This window comes from Hyphomicrobium zavarzinii ATCC 27496, assembly GCF_000383415.1.
GTDB classification, from domain to species: domain Bacteria; phylum Pseudomonadota; class Alphaproteobacteria; order Rhizobiales; family Hyphomicrobiaceae; genus Hyphomicrobium_C; species Hyphomicrobium_C zavarzinii.
In genome coordinates this window covers 473,909-492,296 of sequence record NZ_KB911256.1, presented here as the reverse complement: position 1 = coordinate 492,296, position 18,388 = coordinate 473,909, and the positions used below count along the sequence as shown (strand labels likewise).

The 18,388-nt window shown below is 63.8% G+C and carries 16 protein-coding genes; 7 read left to right on the top strand and 9 right to left on the bottom strand.

Annotation, left to right across the window (positions count from 1 at the left end; genetic code table 11):
* Positions 1 to 53: 53 nt before the first annotated feature.
* Positions 54 to 980: a 50S ribosomal protein L3 N(5)-glutamine methyltransferase gene (prmB, locus tag F812_RS0106360; RefSeq protein ID WP_020085127.1), complete on the bottom strand. Its 927-nt coding sequence runs from the start codon at positions 978 to 980 to the stop codon at positions 54 to 56.
* Between the two features lie 356 nt (positions 981 to 1,336).
* On the opposite strand from prmB, the gene F812_RS0106355 reads away from it, so the two are divergent.
* A complete protein-coding gene (locus F812_RS0106355; RefSeq protein WP_245257648.1) occupies positions 1,337 to 2,971 on the top strand; it encodes a formate--tetrahydrofolate ligase in 1,635 nt (544 codons plus the stop codon).
* A gap of 89 nt (positions 2,972 to 3,060) precedes the next feature.
* Here the strand turns inward: F812_RS0106355 and F812_RS22855 are convergent, their stop codons facing one another.
* From F812_RS22855 to F812_RS22850, 3 genes are all read right to left on the bottom strand, one after another.
* Positions 3,061 to 3,411, bottom strand: coding sequence for a 2TM domain-containing protein (locus tag F812_RS22855; RefSeq protein WP_020085125.1), 351 nt, complete (start codon positions 3,409 to 3,411; stop codon positions 3,061 to 3,063).
* A gap of 106 nt (positions 3,412 to 3,517) precedes the next feature.
* Positions 3,518 to 4,522, bottom strand: coding sequence for an Ntn hydrolase family protein (locus F812_RS0106345; protein WP_020085124.1), 1,005 nt, complete (start codon positions 4,520 to 4,522; stop codon positions 3,518 to 3,520).
* 117 nt (positions 4,523 to 4,639) lie between these two features.
* The gene (locus tag F812_RS22850; protein WP_040497928.1) at positions 4,640 to 4,858 is read right to left on the bottom strand and encodes a PspC domain-containing protein; all 219 of its coding nucleotides are present in this window, start codon (positions 4,856 to 4,858) and stop codon (positions 4,640 to 4,642) included.
* Positions 4,859 to 5,172: 314 nt separating this feature from the next.
* Here F812_RS22850 and rplU point away from each other — a divergent pair, with 314 nt between their 5' ends.
* The 5 genes from rplU (at position 5,173) to F812_RS0106315 (ending at position 9,683) form a co-directional block, all read left to right on the top strand.
* A complete protein-coding gene (gene rplU, locus F812_RS0106335; RefSeq protein ID WP_020085122.1) occupies positions 5,173 to 5,484 on the top strand; it encodes a 50S ribosomal protein L21 in 312 nt (103 codons plus the stop codon).
* Positions 5,485 to 5,535: 51 nt separating this feature from the next.
* On the top strand, positions 5,536 to 5,808 hold the full coding sequence (gene rpmA, locus F812_RS0106330) for a 50S ribosomal protein L27 (RefSeq protein WP_020085121.1): 273 nt from the start codon (positions 5,536 to 5,538) through the stop codon (positions 5,806 to 5,808).
* Positions 5,809 to 5,969: 161 nt separating this feature from the next.
* Entirely contained in the window at positions 5,970 to 6,533 is a 564-nt protein-coding gene (locus tag F812_RS0106325; RefSeq protein ID WP_020085120.1) for a GNAT family N-acetyltransferase, read from the top strand.
* Positions 6,530 to 7,570, top strand: coding sequence for a GTPase ObgE (gene obgE / locus F812_RS0106320; RefSeq protein ID WP_020085119.1), 1,041 nt, complete (start codon positions 6,530 to 6,532; stop codon positions 7,568 to 7,570). Before F812_RS0106325 ends, obgE begins: the two co-directional genes overlap by 4 nt.
* Positions 7,571 to 7,877: 307 nt before the next feature.
* On the top strand, positions 7,878 to 9,683 hold the full coding sequence (locus tag F812_RS0106315; protein ID WP_020085118.1) for a L,D-transpeptidase family protein: 1,806 nt from the start codon (positions 7,878 to 7,880) through the stop codon (positions 9,681 to 9,683).
* Between the two features lie 90 nt (positions 9,684 to 9,773).
* On the opposite strand, the gene F812_RS22845 is transcribed toward F812_RS0106315, so the two are convergent.
* The 4 genes from F812_RS22845 to dnaE all read right to left on the bottom strand — a co-directional run bounded on the left by F812_RS22845 (position 9,774) and on the right by dnaE (position 15,542).
* Positions 9,774 to 10,181 carry a hypothetical protein gene (locus F812_RS22845; protein ID WP_020085117.1) on the bottom strand — a complete coding sequence of 136 codons (408 nt, stop codon included), beginning with the start codon at positions 10,179 to 10,181 and terminating at the stop codon, positions 9,774 to 9,776.
* Positions 10,182 to 10,418: 237 nt separating this feature from the next.
* Entirely contained in the window at positions 10,419 to 11,075 is a 657-nt protein-coding gene (locus F812_RS0106305; protein WP_020085116.1) for a rhomboid family intramembrane serine protease, read from the bottom strand.
* Between the two features lie 164 nt (positions 11,076 to 11,239).
* Complete coding sequence (locus F812_RS0106300) at positions 11,240 to 11,935, bottom strand: hypothetical protein (protein ID WP_020085115.1); 696 nt, start codon at positions 11,933 to 11,935, stop codon at positions 11,240 to 11,242.
* A gap of 58 nt (positions 11,936 to 11,993) precedes the next feature.
* Entirely contained in the window at positions 11,994 to 15,542 is a 3,549-nt protein-coding gene (gene dnaE, locus F812_RS0106295) for a DNA polymerase III subunit alpha (protein WP_020085114.1), read from the bottom strand.
* 207 nt (positions 15,543 to 15,749) lie between these two features.
* Here dnaE and ubiB point away from each other — a divergent pair, with 207 nt between their 5' ends.
* On the top strand, positions 15,750 to 17,345 hold the full coding sequence (gene ubiB / locus F812_RS0106290) for a 2-polyprenylphenol 6-hydroxylase (protein WP_020085113.1): 1,596 nt from the start codon (positions 15,750 to 15,752) through the stop codon (positions 17,343 to 17,345).
* A gap of 291 nt (positions 17,346 to 17,636) precedes the next feature.
* Here ubiB and F812_RS0106285 read toward each other — a convergent pair whose 3' ends face one another.
* Entirely contained in the window at positions 17,637 to 18,329 is a 693-nt protein-coding gene (locus F812_RS0106285; RefSeq protein ID WP_020085112.1) for a DUF2147 domain-containing protein, read from the bottom strand.
* Positions 18,330 to 18,388 lie beyond the last annotated feature (59 nt).

The window sequence follows — 18,388 nt, the reverse complement described above, 5'->3', positions numbered from 1 at the left end:
TCACTCCGTCCGAGCGCCAATCTAGACCACGATTCATCCGCGCTATGTCAGACTTATCGCGATCCGCGGCCGATCCGCTTCAGGGCTTCGGCCGGGAGGGCGAACACCTCGCCCTCACTTTGCTCCGTATCGAGCCAAAGAAACGGCAAATCGGGGTATTCGGTTTCAAGCGTATCGCGCGCCATGCCAACTTCAACGACCAGAACCCCCTCGGGAGTGAGATGCGCCGCGGCCTCCGTCAGTATGCGACGCACCAGATCCATGCCGTCCTCGCCGCCCAAGTGGGCGAGCTGAGGCTCGGCCTTGTATTCCGGCGGGAAGGCGTCCACGGCGGCGGCCGTCACATAGGGTGGGTTCGAAATGATGAGATCGTAGGTCTTGCCCGCGAGGCCGGAAAACAGGTCGGAGCGATAGAGGGTCACGCGATCGGCGAGGCCGTAGCCGGCGACATTGCGCTCGGCAACCTCCAGAGCGCCGGGCGAAATGTCGACAGCGTCCACGGCAGCCTCGGGGAAGGTCAGAGCCGCCAGGATGGCGAGGCAGCCGGAGCCCGTGCAGAGATCGAGAACGCTCTCCACACCGTCCGGATCCGAAACCACCGTCGACAATGCATCGTCCAGAAGCTCGCCGATGTAGGACCGGGGCACGATCACCCTCTCGTCCACATAGAAGCGCCGCCCCTTTATCCAGGCCGTATTCACGAGATAGGGAGCCGGTTTGCGGGAAGAGATGCGCTCCTCCAGCACGGCCGAGATCTTGCGGCGCTCCTCGCGCGTCAGGCGGGCTTCGAGCCAGGGCTCGAGCTGGTCGACCGGGAGATGCAGAAGGGTGAGAATGAGGAAAGCCGCCTCGTCCAGGGCGGTTTCCGTGCCGTGGCCGAAAACAAGGTTCGCCTCGCTGAACCGGCTGGTGGCATAGCGAAGCCAATCGCGCACGGTCACGAGATCATCAATGTCGGTATCTTTCGCCGTGCTCGCCATATCCTGCCGTCTTCGCAAATTTTGCAATTTCGTGCCGCCTGCCTACCCGGGCTTGCAAACCGTCCGCGCCATATAGAGCGCTTGGACCGGTCCCTGCAAACGCCGGAACGAGGCTTGCCCGCCGCAAGCCCGGGCAATGTTCACCTTCATTCAACTATCGCACCTGCGAAGTGAAGATTGCGTCGCGTCATCGTGTCCATTTTTTAGTGAACCGCTTGGCGAAGCGCGCGCAAAAAGCCAATATCGCGGCTTGCTCCGGCCCGCATAAAAAGCGGGCCGCATCTACACAGAAACGTCCAATCGGAGGGACCCCCGTGACGGTGAAATCAGATATCGAGATCGCGCGCGAAGCCAAGATGAAGCCGATCACCGAGGTGGCGGCCAAACTGGGCATTCCGGCCGACGCGATCATCCCTTACGGGTCCACGAAGGCCAAGCTCTCATTCGATTTCATCAATGCGCTGAATACGCGCCCCGACGGCAAGCTGATCCTGGTTACGGCCATCAGCCCCACCCCGGCCGGCGAAGGAAAGACGACAACAACAGTCGGTCTTTCCGACGGCCTTAACCGTATCGGCAAGAAGGCCATGTGCTGCCTGCGCGAGCCCTCCCTCGGGCCGTGCTTCGGCGTGAAGGGCGGCGCGGCGGGCGGCGGCTATGCGCAGGTCGTGCCGATGGAGGACATCAACCTCCACTTCACCGGCGACTTCCATGCCATCACCAGCGCCCACAACCTGCTGTCCGCGCTGATCGACAACCACATCTATTGGGGCAATGCCGTCGGCCTCGACAGCCGCCGCGTGGAGTGGCGCCGCGTGCTCGACATGAACGATCGCGCGCTCCGCTCGATCGTGAACTCGCTCGGCGGCGTCTCGAACGGCTTCCCACGCGAGGACGGCTTCGACATCACGGTCGCCTCGGAAGTGATGGCCATTCTCTGCCTCTCCTCGGATCTCAAGGATCTCGAGAAGCGGCTCGGCAACATCATCGTCGGCTATACCCGCGACAAGAAGCCCGTGCGTGCGCGCGACGTGAAGGGCGACGGCGCGATGACCGTGCTGCTCAAGGACGCGCTGATGCCGAACATGGTGCAGACGCTCGAGAACAACCCCGTGTTCATCCACGGCGGCCCGTTCGCGAACATCGCCCACGGCTGCAACTCCGTGCTTGCCACGAAGAGCGCACTCAAGGTCTCCGACTACGTCGTGACGGAAGCCGGCTTCGGCGCCGACCTCGGCGCCGAGAAGTTCTTCGACATCAAGTGCCGCAAGGCGGGCCTGCAGCCGGCTGCGGCCGTTATCGTCGCGACCGTCCGCGCTCTCAAGATGCACGGCGGCGTGGCGAAAGAGGACCTCAAGCACGAGAACGTGGCCGCTGTGGCCAAGGGCTGCGAGAACCTCAAGCGCCACATCGAGAACGTCGGCAAGTTCGGCGTGCCGGCCGTGGTTGCCGTCAACCGCTTCATCACCGATACCGACGCCGAGATCCAGGAGGTGATGAAGGCCGCGGAGAGCATGGGCACGCGCGCCTTCATGTGCACGCACTGGGCTGACGGCGGCAAGGGCACGGAGGCGCTGGCGCACCACGTCGTCGAGGTTGCGAACTCTGGCAAGGCCGCATTCAAGCCGCTCTATCCGGATTCGATGCCGCTGCGCGACAAGGTGAAGACCATCGCGACGGAGATCTACCGCGCGGCCGACATCTCGTGCGACGGCGCGGTGGAAACGCGATTCAAGGAGCTCGAGGCCATGGGCTTCGGGCACCTGCCGGTCTGCATGGCCAAGACGCAGTACTCGTTCTCGACCGATCCGACCAAGCGCGGCGCGCCCACCGGCCACATCGTTCCGGTCCGCGAGCTTCGCCTTTCGGCGGGCGCGGAGTTCGTGGTGGTCATCACCGGCGAGATCATGACCATGCCGGGCCTGCCCAAGGTGCCGAGCGCCGACTCGATCCGTCTCAACGAGAACGGCCAGATCGAGGGCCTCTTCTAAAGGCTCGCTCAACGATCAAGGGCGCCGGATCCATTGGATCCGGCGCCCTTTTCTATTTCCGCAACCGCTCGCTTTCGAAAAAACGCGTCTCAAGCCGCAGGCTTGCCGGGCTCCTCGCCGGTCGCGGGAGGAGGCGTATCCATCGTCGCAGGCGTTTGCTGTTGTCCGGCGGCGGCCGCCCGCTGCTCATCGCGCGCCGAGCGTAGCTCGCGCAGCTTCTGCTCCTGCTGGGGCTTCTTGATGAAAACCTGATAGGCATGAAAGGCGATGCCTGTGCCCCAGCCCAGAATAACCCACTGAATCCAGAAGGCGTCTCCCGAAATCAGATTGATGATCGCAAGGACGGCGATAACGGCGATAAACACGATGAAGTGCGTGTAGAAGCCGTTGATCGACTTGTCGCGCTCACTCTCCATGAGGTGTTCAAAGAGGTCATCCATGGCGAACCTCCCGGTTCCTGATCCAACCTAAAATTCCGGCCACTCTACACCGAACGGCGCGGAGTGACATGTTTCCTACGGAACACTTTGCGGTTCTGTGCTGCCGTCACAAGGACAGCTCGAGCACGGCCGTGGCGGGGCGCATATCCTCGAAGCCTTGTGCCACCAGTCTGCCCTCTGCCGCGTCCGACACCATCACAACACGTGTGGTTGGGTTAAGGATCGGTGGTTTCAGCCAGGAAAAATCGGGAACCACCTCCGGCATGATGCAGTGCATCATGGATGCACGCTCGCCACTCTGCGCGCCACGGGAGCGGCCTCGCCAGCCGGGAGCCTCCCAGTGATTGGCCGCCACGTTCGGCCCGACGTGAACGCGGGCGTCTGTCTCCGTGCGCTCGATGACGACGGTTTCGCTCGCTCGCGTGCCGGCGAGTGAAAAGATCGCCGGGGTCGAGATGGGCTCTGTCGTCAACCGCACCCGGGCTTCGGAGAAATCGGCCGCCGTTTCGAACACCGAACGCAGGAGGTGCGCGGGCGTGGGATGGGGCATCGTCCAGACCCGCCTGCGGCTCACTGCCCAGTCGAGCACATAGAAGCCGATCGCCTTGCGCATCGGCGCCTGATTGAGCGCGGCCGAGAAGCGGCCAGGCGCCATGCCGGTCAGCACGCCGGTGTAGCCGGGCCAGGTGAGAGTCACGAACGGCCCCTTCTCACCCTGCACGTGCGCAGCCAAAACGTGGCGGCCAAGACCTGGCGTGCGCCAATCGAGCACGCGCACGAGGCGGGCGCTCTTGCGGCGCGAATCCGGCGCGACGCGGCAGGTGCAGGCCCATTCGTAGTTCACGGAAAGAAAGTAGGCGCCGGGTCGCGCGAGACGCGCGGCGATGGCGTCGATCTCCGCCAGGTGGACGTTTTCCCATTTGGCAAGCCAGCGCCGGGAGACCTTGTCGAGCTGGCGAAGGGCGGCAGACGGAAGCGGTCCCGTTGCGAGATCGAGGAGCGCATGTGCCCGCGTCTCGTGCGCGACCAGCGTTTCCATCGCGAACGAAGGGCCGGTTTCGAGCACCGGGATCGGCTCGAGCGTGCTGTGCGCTGTGGCGGAGGAAAGCATGGAACGGCGGCCTCCGGCCGCATGTCCTGGTGTTGCAGGGCGAGCGCTAGAGGTAGGCTTTAAACAGCGGCCGTCAAGACAGGATTGTTGCGGTGCACGGAGAAGGCAGGCTGCGGCTCATGCTCCGTCGCGCGGCATGATGAGCCAAAGCAGGAGATAGGTCAGGATTCCCGGAAAGCCGATCGAGGCGACGGTCGCCACGATGTAGACGAGACGCGTGATCGTCGGGTCCCAGCCAAGCCAGCGCGCGAGACCGCCGCAAACGCCGGCAATCATCGCACCTTCGCGCACGCGCCGAAGCGGGGGAGAAGAATTCGACACTGTGGGGTCTGCCATCGGGGGTGCTCGTCTTGTCTCGATTTTGGGTTCATTCCTCAGCCGGACGAACGCTCGGCAGCCGGTCGGGGTTCCGAGGCGCCAAAGCTCGACACCGGCAGGTTGTAGGGCGCATCTTCCCCAACAGATTGACTTTGAACGGGCTTTCCATCATAAGAGCGCCAGCGCGGCAGGCTTTTGGGCTTGCGGCGTCAAGAGCGCTGCCCGAGGCTCAGGTTGCAAATTTTGCAACCCCTTGAAAGTGTGCAGGTAATTGCACCGCCACAGGGCGCGGACGAGACCCAATGCGCTTAAAGCGCGAAGAGAGGCAAATCATGTACGCTGTCATCAAGACGGGCGGCAAGCAGTATCGCGTCGCCAAAGACGACGTTCTCACGATCGAGAAGCTCGACGGAGACGCCGGAAGCAAAATCGAATTCACGGATGTGCTGCTGGTCGGCAGCGGGGCTGACGTCAAGGTCGGCAAGTCTCTGCCGTCGGGTGCCAAGGTCACCGCGGAGCTCGTCGAGCAGACGCGCGGCCCGAAGCTCATCGCCTTCAAGAAGCGCCGCCGCAAGAACTCGCGCCGCAAGCGCGGTCACCGGCAGGACCTCACCACCGTGCGCATCACGGGCATCACTGGCTAAGCAGCATCACGGAGCGCGGCATACGCTGCTCCCAATCGAGGAACTCTCGCTATGGCACAAAAGAAAGCTGGCGGCTCAACCAAGAACGGCCGCGACTCACATTCGAAGCGTCTCGGCATCAAGAAGTACGGTGGCGAGCACGTCATTCCCGGCAACATCCTCTGCCGCCAGCGCGGCACGCAGTGGCATCCGGGCACGGGCGTCGGCATCGGCACGGACCACACCATCTTCGCCGTCGAGGAAGGCACGGTGCAGTTCGACACCAAGAAGAACGGCCGCGTCTACATCTCCGTGCTTCCCGAGAAGCTGGCAGCGGCCGAGTAACGGCCCGCGCTTAACCAACAGCCGAGGGGGGATGGGCACCATCCCCCCTTTTTCGTTCTAGCGACCCGCAGGGTCCGGTACACTCCGCGTCGAGGGCACTCGATTTTCTCAGCTTCCGCCACCAATTTCGCGACGAAGGCCAATTACTCCGTCGACCATCCATGCTGACGAGCACAAACCATCGGACCGTTCTGGCCAAGCCGATCAAAACCCGGCGGTTGGTTCTGCGCGAGCTTACGGATAGCGACACGCCGGAGTTCGCGCATCTGGCGGGTGATTGGGATGTGGCGCGGCAGACCGCCCGGATTCCCTATCCCTACTCGGAAGAGCTCGCGCGCGAGTGGATGGACACGCTCGGCCCCGAAGAGTTCGTGCGCGCGGTCGTGCATCACGGCACGCTGATCGGCGCCGTCGGCTATGTCGCGAACGAGGACCGATCGGCAGAGATCGGTTACTGGATCGGCAAACCCTGGTGGGGGCTCGGCTTCGCCACGGAGGCGGCCTCGGCGCTCGTGCGCCATTGTTTCACGACGGCCGGCTTCAAGCGGCTGACGTGCTGTCATTTCGTGGACAACGCGGCCTCGCGGCGCGTGATTCAGAAGCTCGGCTTTCGCGCGAACGGGCTCTGCACCGCATGGTGCGATGCGCGCCGCGCCGAGTTTCCCACGCAGTCCTATGAGCTCAACCGACCGCTTACGGCGATGTTCTGGAGACGTACCCCATGAAGTTTCTCGATCTCGCCAAGATCTATGTGAAGGCCGGTGACGGGGGCAACGGATGCGTCGGCTTCCGGCGTGAAAAGTTCATCGAGTTCGGTGGCCCGGACGGCGGCGACGGCGGCAATGGCGGCGACGTGGTGATCGCCTGCGTCGACAATCTCAACACGCTGATCGACTATCGCTACCAGCAGCATTTCAAAGCCCAGCGCGGCATCAATGGCATGGGCAAGAACCGCGCTGGCGCGAATGGCGAGGACATCATCGTGAAAGTGCCGCCGGGAACCGTGGTTCTCGCGGAGGACCAGGAAACCGTGCTCGCGGAGATGACGGAAGTCGGACAGCGCTTCGTGGTGGCCCACGGCGGCAACGGCGGCTTCGGCAACGCCCATTTCAAGAGCGCGACCAATCAAGCGCCGCGTCACGCCAATCCCGGACTGCCGGGGGAGGAGCTGACGATCTGGCTGCGCCTCAAGCTGATCGCGGATGCGGGCCTCGTGGGCCTTCCGAACGCGGGCAAATCGACATTCCTCGCCGCCGTGTCAGCGGCAAAGCCCAAGATCGCCGACTATCCGTTCACGACGCTGCATCCCAATCTTGGCGTCGTGCGCGCGGGCGAGCGGGATTTCGTGCTGGCCGACATTCCGGGCCTGATCGAGGGCGCGCACGAGGGCGCGGGGCTCGGCACGCGCTTCCTCGGACACGTGGAGCGCACGCAGGTTCTCCTCCATCTCGTCGATGCGACGCAAGAAAACGTGGGAGAGGCCTATCGCACCGTGCGGCGCGAACTGAAAGCCTACGACGGCGATCTCGCGAAGAAGAAAGAGATCGTCGCGCTTTCGAAGTGCGATGCGCTCGACGAGGAGACGCTCGCGGAGCGCGTGGCCGAGCTGCAGAAGGCGGCGCGAAAGAAGCCGCTCGTGCTCTCTGCGGTTTCAGGCGTGGGCGTGAAAGAGGCGCTTTTTGCCGTCACGCGCGAAATAAACCGTGCACGGACGCATGAAGCCGAGGCTGCTGAAGCGCCTCAGAAGCCCTGGCGCCCGTAAGCGCGGCTACCTCCGGTAATTTCGTCGAACGGTTTTCGGTTTTTCTGCGAAACGCGGCCCAGTCTGCCGCGTTCAGTCCATGATGTGCGCCCATTGTGGAGGTTCGAGACCGCCCACGCGCAAATTTCGGAACAAGTGGAGATAATTCGATAACCGATGCGGGGTAACCTATTGAAGTCTAAATCGTCATGATCCACAAATTAACCGTTGCATGGGGCACTTAGGGTTGCCCAGCCACGGTTTTTCAAGGGCCTTCAGGGGGTACACGGTGCTTTATTTCTCGTCCCATCGCACTCGGGCGAATTTCATGTTTTCCAAGATTGCCTGCGCCTCTGTCGCGCTGGCTTTGTTCACCCAGGTCGCAGTGGTGCCCGCAGAGGCCCAGACCTCAGAGCGCAGAGCGAGGCAGTCCACCCGCGCACCTGTCGAGCAGGCCAAGCCGCTCCAGGCCGACGGTCCGCTGCTCATGCTCGTCTCGCTCAACCAGCAGCGGATGTTCGTGTACGACAAAAGCGGCTTCGTCGTTCAGACGCGCGTCTCGACCGGGCGGCCGGGCCACGAGACGCCGGTCGGCATCTACAGCATTCTCGAGAAGAAGGTCGATCACACGTCGAACATCTATCTCGACGCCAAGATGCCCCACATGCAGCGCCTGACGATGACGGGCATCGCGCTTCACGGCGGCGTCATTCCGGGCTATGCGGCCTCGGGCGGCTGCGTGCGCCTGCCGTTCGACTTCGCCCGCAAGTTCTTCAACCTCACCGACCTCAACCAGCGCGTCGTGATCGCGCCGGATGTGCAGTCTCCGGTGCAGTTCGAGCATCCGTTCCTGTTCACGGCGCTGCCGTCGGTCGGGGCTGAAAAGCCGATCGGCGACAAGGCCGAGACCACCGGCGAGAAGGCGGTGAAGATGGGTGTGGACGTTGCGGAAACGCTGCTGGGCGTCAGCTCGGCCCATGCCGCGACCGAGCCTGCTGGCCGCACACTGGAAGGTGCTGCCGAAGCCCGCCGCGCTGCGCGCCAGGGTCTCGTCGATGCCGTGACGAAGGCCGGCGAGCGCCGGACTGCGGCCACGGCCGGTGAGAAATCCGCCAGCCAGGCGCTGGCCGACGCACGGACAGGCGCGAAGCAGGCCCGCGCGACGGCGAGCAGCGCCGCGCGCGCCGCTTACAAGGCCAAAACCGCACTCGACTCGCAGGAGCGTAAGCTCAAATCCATCCTCTCGCGCATTCCGAAGGACGAAGCGAAGATCCGCGCCGACAAGCTGCAGGAGCTTCGTGCTCAGGAAGCCGCAGCGCGCGAGCGCATCGCCCCGCTCACGGCTGAAGCCCAGAGCACCGCCGAAGCCGCCAAGAGCGCGGACGAGGCTGCGAAGGCCGCCGAGAAGGCGATCGCGACGGCTCAGGAGAACCTGAAGGCCGCGAAGGCTGAGATCAAGGAAGCCGCAGTCGCCGAGACGTCCGCGAAATCGGCGGTGGCGACCTTCGATCGCCAGGAGGCTAACCGCGAGTTGCCGGTTTCCATGTTCATCAGCTCCAAGACCGGCATGATCCACATCCGCCAGGGCTTCGAGCGGGTGCTCGAGCTGCAGGCCACGATTGATAACCCGGACGTGCCGCTCGACACGTTCGTGTTCACCGCGACGGGCTGGAAGGATGAGAGCAAGACAGCGCTCACCTGGACGGCAACGGAGGTGAACGAGTACTCGACGCGCCTCAGCAGCCTCGACGACGACCTCGGCTCGCGCAAGAAGACCCGCAAGGCGGAGCAGATCCCGCAGCCGCAGCAGACCGACACGGCAAAGGCTGCACGCACGCTCGACCGGATCAAGCTGCCGAAGGAGGCATCCGACTTCATCGCGGAAGTGATGAAGCCCGGCTCCACGCTGATCGTCTCGAGCTACGACATGGCCCGCAGCGAGACGCGCTATGCCGGCACGGACTTCGTGGTGCAGATGCCGGAGGTGGTTGCGAAGATCTCGAAGCCCACTCCGCGGCCCAAGCCCGAGGTGGTCGAGGAATCGAGCGGCGGATGCTTCTTCTTCTGCTCGTCGTATTCGTCATCGCCGGCGAAGAAGCGCAAGGTCGGCGGCGCCAAGTCTACCGTCTGGTAGTCGCTCCAAACGCCAGACCCAGATCGACAACAAAGACCCCTGTCAGAGCTCTGACGGGGGTCTTTTCAATTGCACCGGCGGCGGCCGGCTTCAGATGTCCTGATCCTTGGCGGTCAACTGCAAGGAGCCGAGCACCGTGCCGCTCCACCGCTCGACCTTCTCCGGAAGGAAGGTGAAGCTCTGCAGCTTGTAAACGAGACCGTCCTTCATGACGGTCTGCTCCTTGCCTGGAATTGCGAGAACCGGGAGGTACGGCGCGCAGGACTGCTTTGCCACGCCCTTGTTGACTTCATTCGCAGCGATGATCTCCGTCTCGCCCCGCGCTTTGAAATTGAGGAAGGCGATCTGATCGGCCTTGGCGTCACAGAAATAACCACGAACTCGCTCGGCCTGCTCACCGCCAGCCGAAGCACCCTGCGCAAGGCACGCCACGCCGAGCGCAGCGAGAAGAGCCGACTTTTTCAGGGAAAAAGGACCGTTAACGAAGCCACCAGGCATTTGGACCTCCAAGGGTTCGAGACGGATCACGGCGTTGGCCGCGTGCCCTTCCTCGACGTGTCCGTCCCTTTGCAGGCCGTTTCTTATTTTTCCCGATAGGCTAAGTGAAACTTTGCAACGTCACAAGGATGTATTTTCAATACGCGCAGATTTTCGGCAAATGCGGGCCTTCCGTAACTTTATTGCATTGCAGCATAATATGCTGCAGCACAGCACGCGATGCGACACGGCGCTACGTCACGCAATTCGATCCGGGCGGCGCAGTCCGCCGAAGAGAACGCCAAGCACCAGCCCCGCAACGAAGCCGCCGACATGGGCCATGTAAGCGACGCCGCCAGTCTCGGTCTGGGCGGTGTCGGCGATGGAGCCCACGCCACTCACGAGCTGCAGGACGATCCAGAAACCCAATACGATGAAGGCGGGCATCGCGACGACTTGGCGGCCGAGCAGCACATCCACGCGCGCCTTCGGGAACATCAGGATGTAAGCGCCGAGCACGCCTGCGATCGCGCCGGAGGCGCCGACGTTCGGGATCGAGGATGCGGGATTGACGGCGTACTGCGCGAACGAAGCCGCGAGGCCTGCCGCAATGTAAAACAGCAGATAGCGCACGGATCCGAAGCGATCCTCGACATTGTCGCCGAAGATCCAGAGGTAGAGCATGTTGCCGCCGAGATGCAGCCAGCCGCCGTGCATGAACATGGCTGAGAAGAGCGTTGCCGCATCGCTGGCCGGGTCACCCGAGAAGCGCGCGGGGATGAAGGCCCACTTGCGAATGAAGCCTTCGCCTTCCTGCAGCTCCAGCAGGAAGACCAGAATGTTTATGGCGATCAGCGCGTAGGTGACCACGGGAACGGAGCGCCGGGCGCTGTTGTCGTCACCAATCGGAAACATCTACACTCCCCGCAGAGTAGTCTAGGTCCTCAGTGCACCACGATTCACCCAGGAAAATAAGAGACGTGTGATATTTCAGCAGAGATACGGCGTGCATTTGGCACACGCTGTCGACGGCAAGTCACACACGGGTGCGGGAAAGGCGCAATGCGTTTTTGCGCGCTCTAGACGAACCCGCGCCGCAAAGCCTCCGTCATGGTGCCGATGTGGCCTCTATCGACATACGACACCTCGGCCGACGGCAGAACGCGTTGCACCGCGCGCACGAGGCCTTCGCGTCGTGCCTTCGGCAGGAACTCGTCTCTGAGACCGACCACGAAGCGGCTTCCGGGCGCGAGATTGGCAAGATTGTCCACGGTATGCATGCCTTGGAGCGACTGTGTGAAGTCGCTCAAGCGGTAGCCTTTGGCCTCCGCCCGCTCCTTTACGTGACGTGCGGCCGGGCTTTCCCAAAGCGTTAGGTCGCCGCGATCGGCCGAGGCGATGGAGCAGAGACGGGCGCCCAACTTGTTGGCGAGCAGGGTCGCGGCTGCGTTTCCGATGCTCAAACCGACAACCAGAAGCTCACGAGGTGGAATTTTCGCGCGCACGGCAACCTGTGTGGCGTCCTCGATTACGCCGTTGAGCGCGCGAATGCACAATTCTGGCTCCGAGCTGACGATGGCGCGTGGCATCTCATAGCAGGCGAGAAACGGCTTCGGCACGATGCGGGCGGCCTTCGCAAGCCGGTACGGCATCTGCCAGGGGAGGCATACGATCGTCGCCGCGTGCTGGTCGCCGTCCACGCGAACGAACTCGGTGGAAGTGTCATCCCCCGCGAAACGCTCCCACAACGCATCTTGACCCACAGTATCGAGCATGGCCTAGCAAACGCCGGGACGCAGCGTTTGTTCCGGCCTCTCGCGGGTGCCGGCTACGTCAGGTTTCCGTCACCTCGATAACGCCCGGGACGGTCGTCATGCGACCTATGGTTTTGGCCGACAAATCGTATCTCCCTCTCGGAGAAATCGGCACGGGGCGCTCGTAGTCGCGGAGCTGGAGCTCGATCTTGAGCTCGGCCTTGCCTGGGCTGAGGAGAGCCTTCACCTGCTCGATGAGGGCAGGATTTTTCGCGAGCGCGTCGCCATCGAGGATCGCTTTCACGGATCGCGGGATCTGCTCAACCGCCTCGTCGAGCGATTTCACATCCTGAACGCGCATTTTCAACGCGTCGCCGTCGCGCTCGCCTTCGACGTTCAGGAGGACTGCGGTTCCTGCCTCCAGGAGGCCGCGCGAATTGGCCAGCGTCTCGGAGAAGATCACGGCCTCGAACTGTCCGCTGGTGTCCGAGAACATGGCGAAGGCAAACTTGTTGCCTTTCTGCGAGCGGCGCTCGCGCGCAGAAATGACGATGCCGGCGAGACGGCCCGCAGTGACGCCGCGCGCGCTCGCGATCTCGAAGTCCACGTAGCGGTGCACGCCCATTTTCGCGAGCGCCTTCTCGTACTGATCGAGCGGATGGCCGGAGAGGAAGAAGCCGATTGCGTCGAACTCCTCCTGAAGCTTCTCCATGGGCGTCCATGCTTCGGCCGGCTTGAGCTTCAGCACAACGGGCGTTGCGTTCGCCTCCATTCCGCCGAGCAGGCTTCCCTGCCCCGTGCTCTCGTCGTCGGCCTTCTTGCCCGCTTCCGTCATCATCTGCTCGACGTTGGCGTAGACGAGCGCGCGGTTCTTCTCGAACACGTCGAAGGAGCCTGCAGCGGCAAGCGTTTCGAGCGCGCGCTTGTTCACGGCCTTTGTGTTGATGCGGGAGGCGAAATCGGCGAGCGAAGTATAGGGGCCCTTCTTGTTGCGGCTCTCGACGATGGTCTCGACGGCGCTGGCGCCAATGTTCTTCAGCGCAGCCAGCGCGTAGCGGATGGCGCCATGGGCCTCGCCCTTCTTGGGCGCTTCCGCCAGGAACTCCACGCCCGAGGCGTTGACGCAAGGCGGCAGCACGCGAATGCCGCTCTTCTTGGCTTCGGCCGCGAACATGGCGAGCTTGTCGGTGTTGCCCGCGTCGAGCGTCATGGAGGCGGCCAGGAATTCCTCGCGGAAGTTGGCCTTCATGTAGGCCGTGTGATAGCTGACGAGCGCGTAGGCTGCGGCGTGCGATTTGTTGAAGCCGTAGCCTGCGAACTTGTCCACCAGCTCGAAGATGTAGACGGCGTCCTCTTTCTTCACGCCGTTCTTCAGCGCGCCATCGACGAAGCGCGCCTGCTGCTTCGCCATCTCATCCTTGTCTTTCTTACCCATGGCGCGGCGCAGAAGATCTGCATCGCCGAGCGAGTAGCCTGCCATCACCTGAGCGATCTGCATGACCTGCTCCTGATAGATGATGACGCCGTAGGTCTCCTTCAGAATGCCCTCCAGCATCGGATGCAGGTAGTCGACCGGCTCCTCTTCGTGCTTGCGGTTGATGTAGGTCGGGATGTTGTCCATGGGGCCGGGGCGATAGAGCGCCACCATGGCGATGATGTCCTCGAAGCGGTCCGGCTTCAGGCGCTTCAAGCTTTCGCGCATGCCCGTGCTTTCGAGCTGGAACACGCCCGCCGTATCGGCCTTGGCCAGCAGCTCGTAAGATGGCTTGTCGTCGAGCGGCAGTCCGAGCAGGTCGATCTCGATGCCGCGGCCACGCTTCACCAGCTCCACCGCCTTGGTAAGCACCGTCAGCGTCTTGAGGCCCAGGAAGTCGAATTTCACGAGGCCTGCCGCCTCGACCATCTTCCAGTTGAACTGGGTGACGGGCATGTTCGATTTGGGATCTCGATACAGCGGCACCAGCTCGTCGAGCGGCCGGTCGCCGATCACCATGCCGGCGGCGTGCGTGGACGCGTGGCGATAGAGGCCTTCGAGCTTCTCGGCGATCTCGAGAAGGCGCGCGACCAGTGGATCGGCGTCGCGCTCCTCTTGCAGCTTCGGCTCGCCGTCGATCGCCTCGCGCAGCGTCACCGGATTGGCCGGGTTGTTGGGGACGAGCTTGCAGAGCCGGTCGACCTGGCCGTACGGCATCTGCAGCACGCGGCCCACGTCGCGCAATACGGCGCGGGCTTGCAGCTTTCCGTGCGTGATGATCTGGGCTACGCGGTCCGTGCCATACTTTTCCTGCACGTAGCGGATCGTGCGGTCGCGCCGCTCCTGGCAGAAGTCGATGTCGAAGTCCGGCATCGAGATGCGTTCGGGGTTCAGGAAGCGCTCGAACAGCAGGCCGAACCGCAAGGGATCGAGATCGGTGATCGTGAGCGACCAGGCGACGAGCGAGCCCGCACCCGAGCCGCGGCCCGGACCCACCGGCACGCCGTTGGCCTTCGACCACTTGATGAAGTCCGCCACGATCAGGAAGTAGCCCGGGAACTTCATGCGGGCGATGATGTCCAGCTCGTAGGCCAGGCGCTTCCTGTAGTCCTCCTCAGTGAAGCCCGGCGCGATCTCGTTCACCGCGAGGCGCGCGCGCAGGCCCTCCTCGGCCTGGCGATTGAGCTCGGCGGCCTCCGCCGCGAGCATCTCTTCATCACTCATGCCCACAGCGTCGGCGGCAGCAACGAAGCGCGGCAGGATCGGCTTGCGCTTCATCGGGCGATAGGCGCAACGCTGCGCGATCTCGATGGTGCTTTCCAGCGCCTCCGGCAGATCCGCGAACAGCGCCGCCATCTCATCGGCGCTCTTGAAATAGTGGTCCCGCGTGACGCGGCGGCGGTTGTCCTCGGTCACCATGCGCCCGTCGGCGATGCAGATGAGTGCATCGTGGGCCTCGTAGTCGTCGGGCGTTGCGAAGTAGACCTCGTTGGTCGCGACCAGGGGGATTCCGAACTCGTAGGCGAGCGCGATGAGCTGCGGCTCGATCTCCTCCTCCGACTTCAGGCCGTGGCGTTGCAGCTCAACGTAGAGGCTGCCGTTGAAGATGCGCTGGAGCCGCATGAGGCGATCCCGCGCTAGATCGGCCTGCCCTTCCGAGAGCGCCCGGCCGATGGGACCGAGAGGACCACCGGTGAGCGCAATGAGACCCTTGCTGTGCTCGGCGAGCGCATCGATCTTGATGTGCGTGGGATCGACCGGATCGGGTAGCAGGAAGGCCTGGCTCGCGAGCTTGATGAGGTTGGCATAGCCATCGGCATTCGAGGCAAAGAGGGCGAGCGGCCCCGCCGGGCGCACCGGCGGCTCGTTCTGCCCCACCCGCATCAGAGCGGCTGCTCCACCCGCCGGCGTGCCGTCGCCGAAGTCCGTATCGAAAGCACCGCCAGAGATGGGCTGGATGCCTGCGCTCGAAAGCTTGTCCGAGAACTCGAGCGCGCCGAACAGATTGTTGGTGTCGGTGAGGCCGATGGCCGGCATGCCGTTGGCTTCGGCGAGCTTCGCGATCTTGCCGATCGGCAGCGCGCCCTCGAGCAGCGAATAGGCCGAGTGCGTCTTCAAATGGATGAACTTCGGCAGCTTCGGCTCGGCGGTCATTCGTGTCCTTGGGTCTCGTCGCGCACTGTCGGCGCCGTGAACAAAATTCATGGGCTTCAAGGCTTTCTAGCCCGATTCTGGACGCGCCCCCGACTGCTGCAGATCAAGAGTTGTATCATCCCCGTGATCCACAATGGAAATATCGGCAACTCTGTCCGACGAGGCGGCTTGCCAGGGGCGGGCGGGCCAAGTACCGCTTGGGCCAGCATGGCAAACGCAATCACCAATCTTTGGCGGCTTTCGCGGGCGGGCCTGGTGCTCGCCCAGCATGGGGTGCGCTTCGTGCCCAAGGGGCAGCCGGTGCCGCTTGCGCTCCGGTTCGCGCGCCTCCTCACGCTACCGGTCCAGATCGTGGCCGCTCCTTTCAACATGGGGAAGCCGAAGCAGCGCCGCATCTCCTCCGCGCTCGCGGCGCTCGGCCCCTCGTACATCAAGCTCGGCCAGTTCCTCGCGACGCGCGGCGACGTGATCGGGCCGGAGCTGGCTGGCGATCTCGGCCATCTCCAAGACAAGATGCCGCCCTTCAGCATGGCGGAAGCGCGCCGTGCCGTGGAGGAAGCGCTCGGCGGCAAGCTCGAGGATCATTTCGTCGAATTCGGCCCGCCGGTGGCTGCCGCGTCGATCGCGCAGGTGCACAAGGCCGTGACGCTGGACAAGGGCCAGCGGCGCGAAGTGGCGGTGAAGATCCTGCGCCCCAATGTCGAGAAGCGCTTCAAGCGCGACCTCGACAGCTACTTCTTCGCAGCGCACCTGATCGAGCGGTTTCATGCTCCGTCGCGGCGGCTCAAGCCCGTCGCCGTGGTCGAGAACCTGGCTCGCACCACCGAGCTCGAAATGGATCTGCGCCTCGAAGGCGCGGCCATGTCCGAGATGGCGGAGAACATCGGCGAAGGCGAGAAGTTCCGTGTTCCCTCCGTCGACTGGAAGCGCACCTCCAAGCGCGTGCTGACGACCGACTGGATCGACGGCATTCCGATCTCCGACCACGCGCGCCTCAAGGCGGAGGGGCACGACCTCAAGCAGCTCGGCCTCACCGTGCTCCGAAGCTTCCTCACGCACGCCATGCGCGACGGCTTCTTCCACGCCGACATGCACCAGGGCAACCTGTTCGTCGACAAGGCGGGCAACGTGGTGGCCGTCGATTTCGGCATCATGGGGCGGCTTGGACATAAAGAGCGGCGCTTCCTGGCGGAGATCCTTTACGGCCTCATCACGCGTGATTATCACCGGGCGGCCGAGGTGCACTTCTGGGCGGGCTATGTTCCGCCGCATCATCCGGTCGAGGTGTTCGCGCAGGCGCTCCGTGCGATCGGCGAGCCGATCCATGGGCGTACCGCCGACGAGATCTCGATGGCCGACCTTCTCGGCCAGCTCTTCGCCTACACCGACGTGTTCGACATGGAGACGCGGCCGGAGCTGATCCTGCTGCAGAAGAGCATGGTGATCGTGGAAGGTGTGGCGCGTGGTCTAGATCCCTCGCTCAACCTCTGGACTGCCTCGGAGCCGGTTGCGGCAGAGTGGGTACAGGCCAACTACGGCGCGCGTGGACACCTCAAGAGAGCGGGCGAAGGCGCGACCACGTTGGCGCGCGTCTTGGCCGAGGTTCCGGCCATGCTGTCGGAAGCCGAGCGGGCCTCCTCGGGCCTTGCCGAGATGGCGCGCCATGGCGTGCGGCTCGACCCCGCCACGATCGCCAGCATTGCGCGCGAAACCAGCCGGCGCAATCGCTTCAGCCGCGTCGCAACGTGGATCGGCGCGTTGAGCCTCGCCGCGCTCGCGGCGAAGTATACGGGGCTCTTCTGATCACCGTTCCCGCTGACGTGTCGTGGATCCCGGCCTGCGCCGGGATGACGTTGAGGGTGGGCAGCGGCTTCCACAAACACACCGTCACCCCGACGCAGGTCGGGGTCCAGATACGTCGAAGGCATGTCTCTTGTAGGCGACGCGCCTATCCCGCGATCCGTCTATCTGCGTGCCGTGGATCCCGGCCTCGCCGGGATGACGTCCTTCGAGATACCGCTGTGGTCCGGCACAGAAAAGGCGGCGCAGCCTATCCGGCGCGCCGCCTGTTCGATAGTCAAAGTTTGACGAGCTCTACTTCCCGGCGTTGTCGCCCTTGCATTCGAAGTCGAGCTTCACCCAGGGCAGGTCCAGCTTGCACTTGCCGTCCTTCTTGGTGAACACGTCGCCGAACTTGTCCTTGAGGTCGCTGAGGTCGGCGCCCTCTTCCTTCTCGTTCGAGGCGATATCCTGCTGATCGGACTTGGGAGCGGGAGCGGCCTTATCGGCCGGCGCAGCCTGCTGCTTGTTGGCTTCGGGAGCCGGAGCGCCATCGGCCTTGGGTGCCGGCGTAACTGCCGCTTCCTGCGTGGTGCAACGGGTGAGATCACCCGGGGCCTTGGTCCAGATCATCGTCTTCGACAGGAAGCTGATGCCGGCATAGCCTTTGACCTTGAGCGTGCCATCCTTCAGCGGCGTCAGCTCGACGTTGTATTTCTTCTTTTTCTCGGGGCTGTAGATCCAGGCGGAATCGCCGCCCCAGACGCCCTCGCCCGCGCTTGCGGCCTCGCCGATGATCTGGCGGCCGCAGCCGTTGGCGTCGCTGGCATCCTTCACCCAGACCACGTGGCCGCAAAGCTTGCCGCCGCAGTCCTTGATCTCGATGGCGCCGCGGCCGGTATCATTAACCCACACGCCATAGGGCTCGTTGGCCGCAAAGGCGGTGCCGGAAACCAGGAGTGTGGCCGCGAGCGCGGCGGAGCGAACAACGTGTCTCTCGAACGGCATAGCTGCCTCCTCATCTCGTCTCGATTTCAACGGCCGTGCAGGGAACTGCGTTCCCTGAG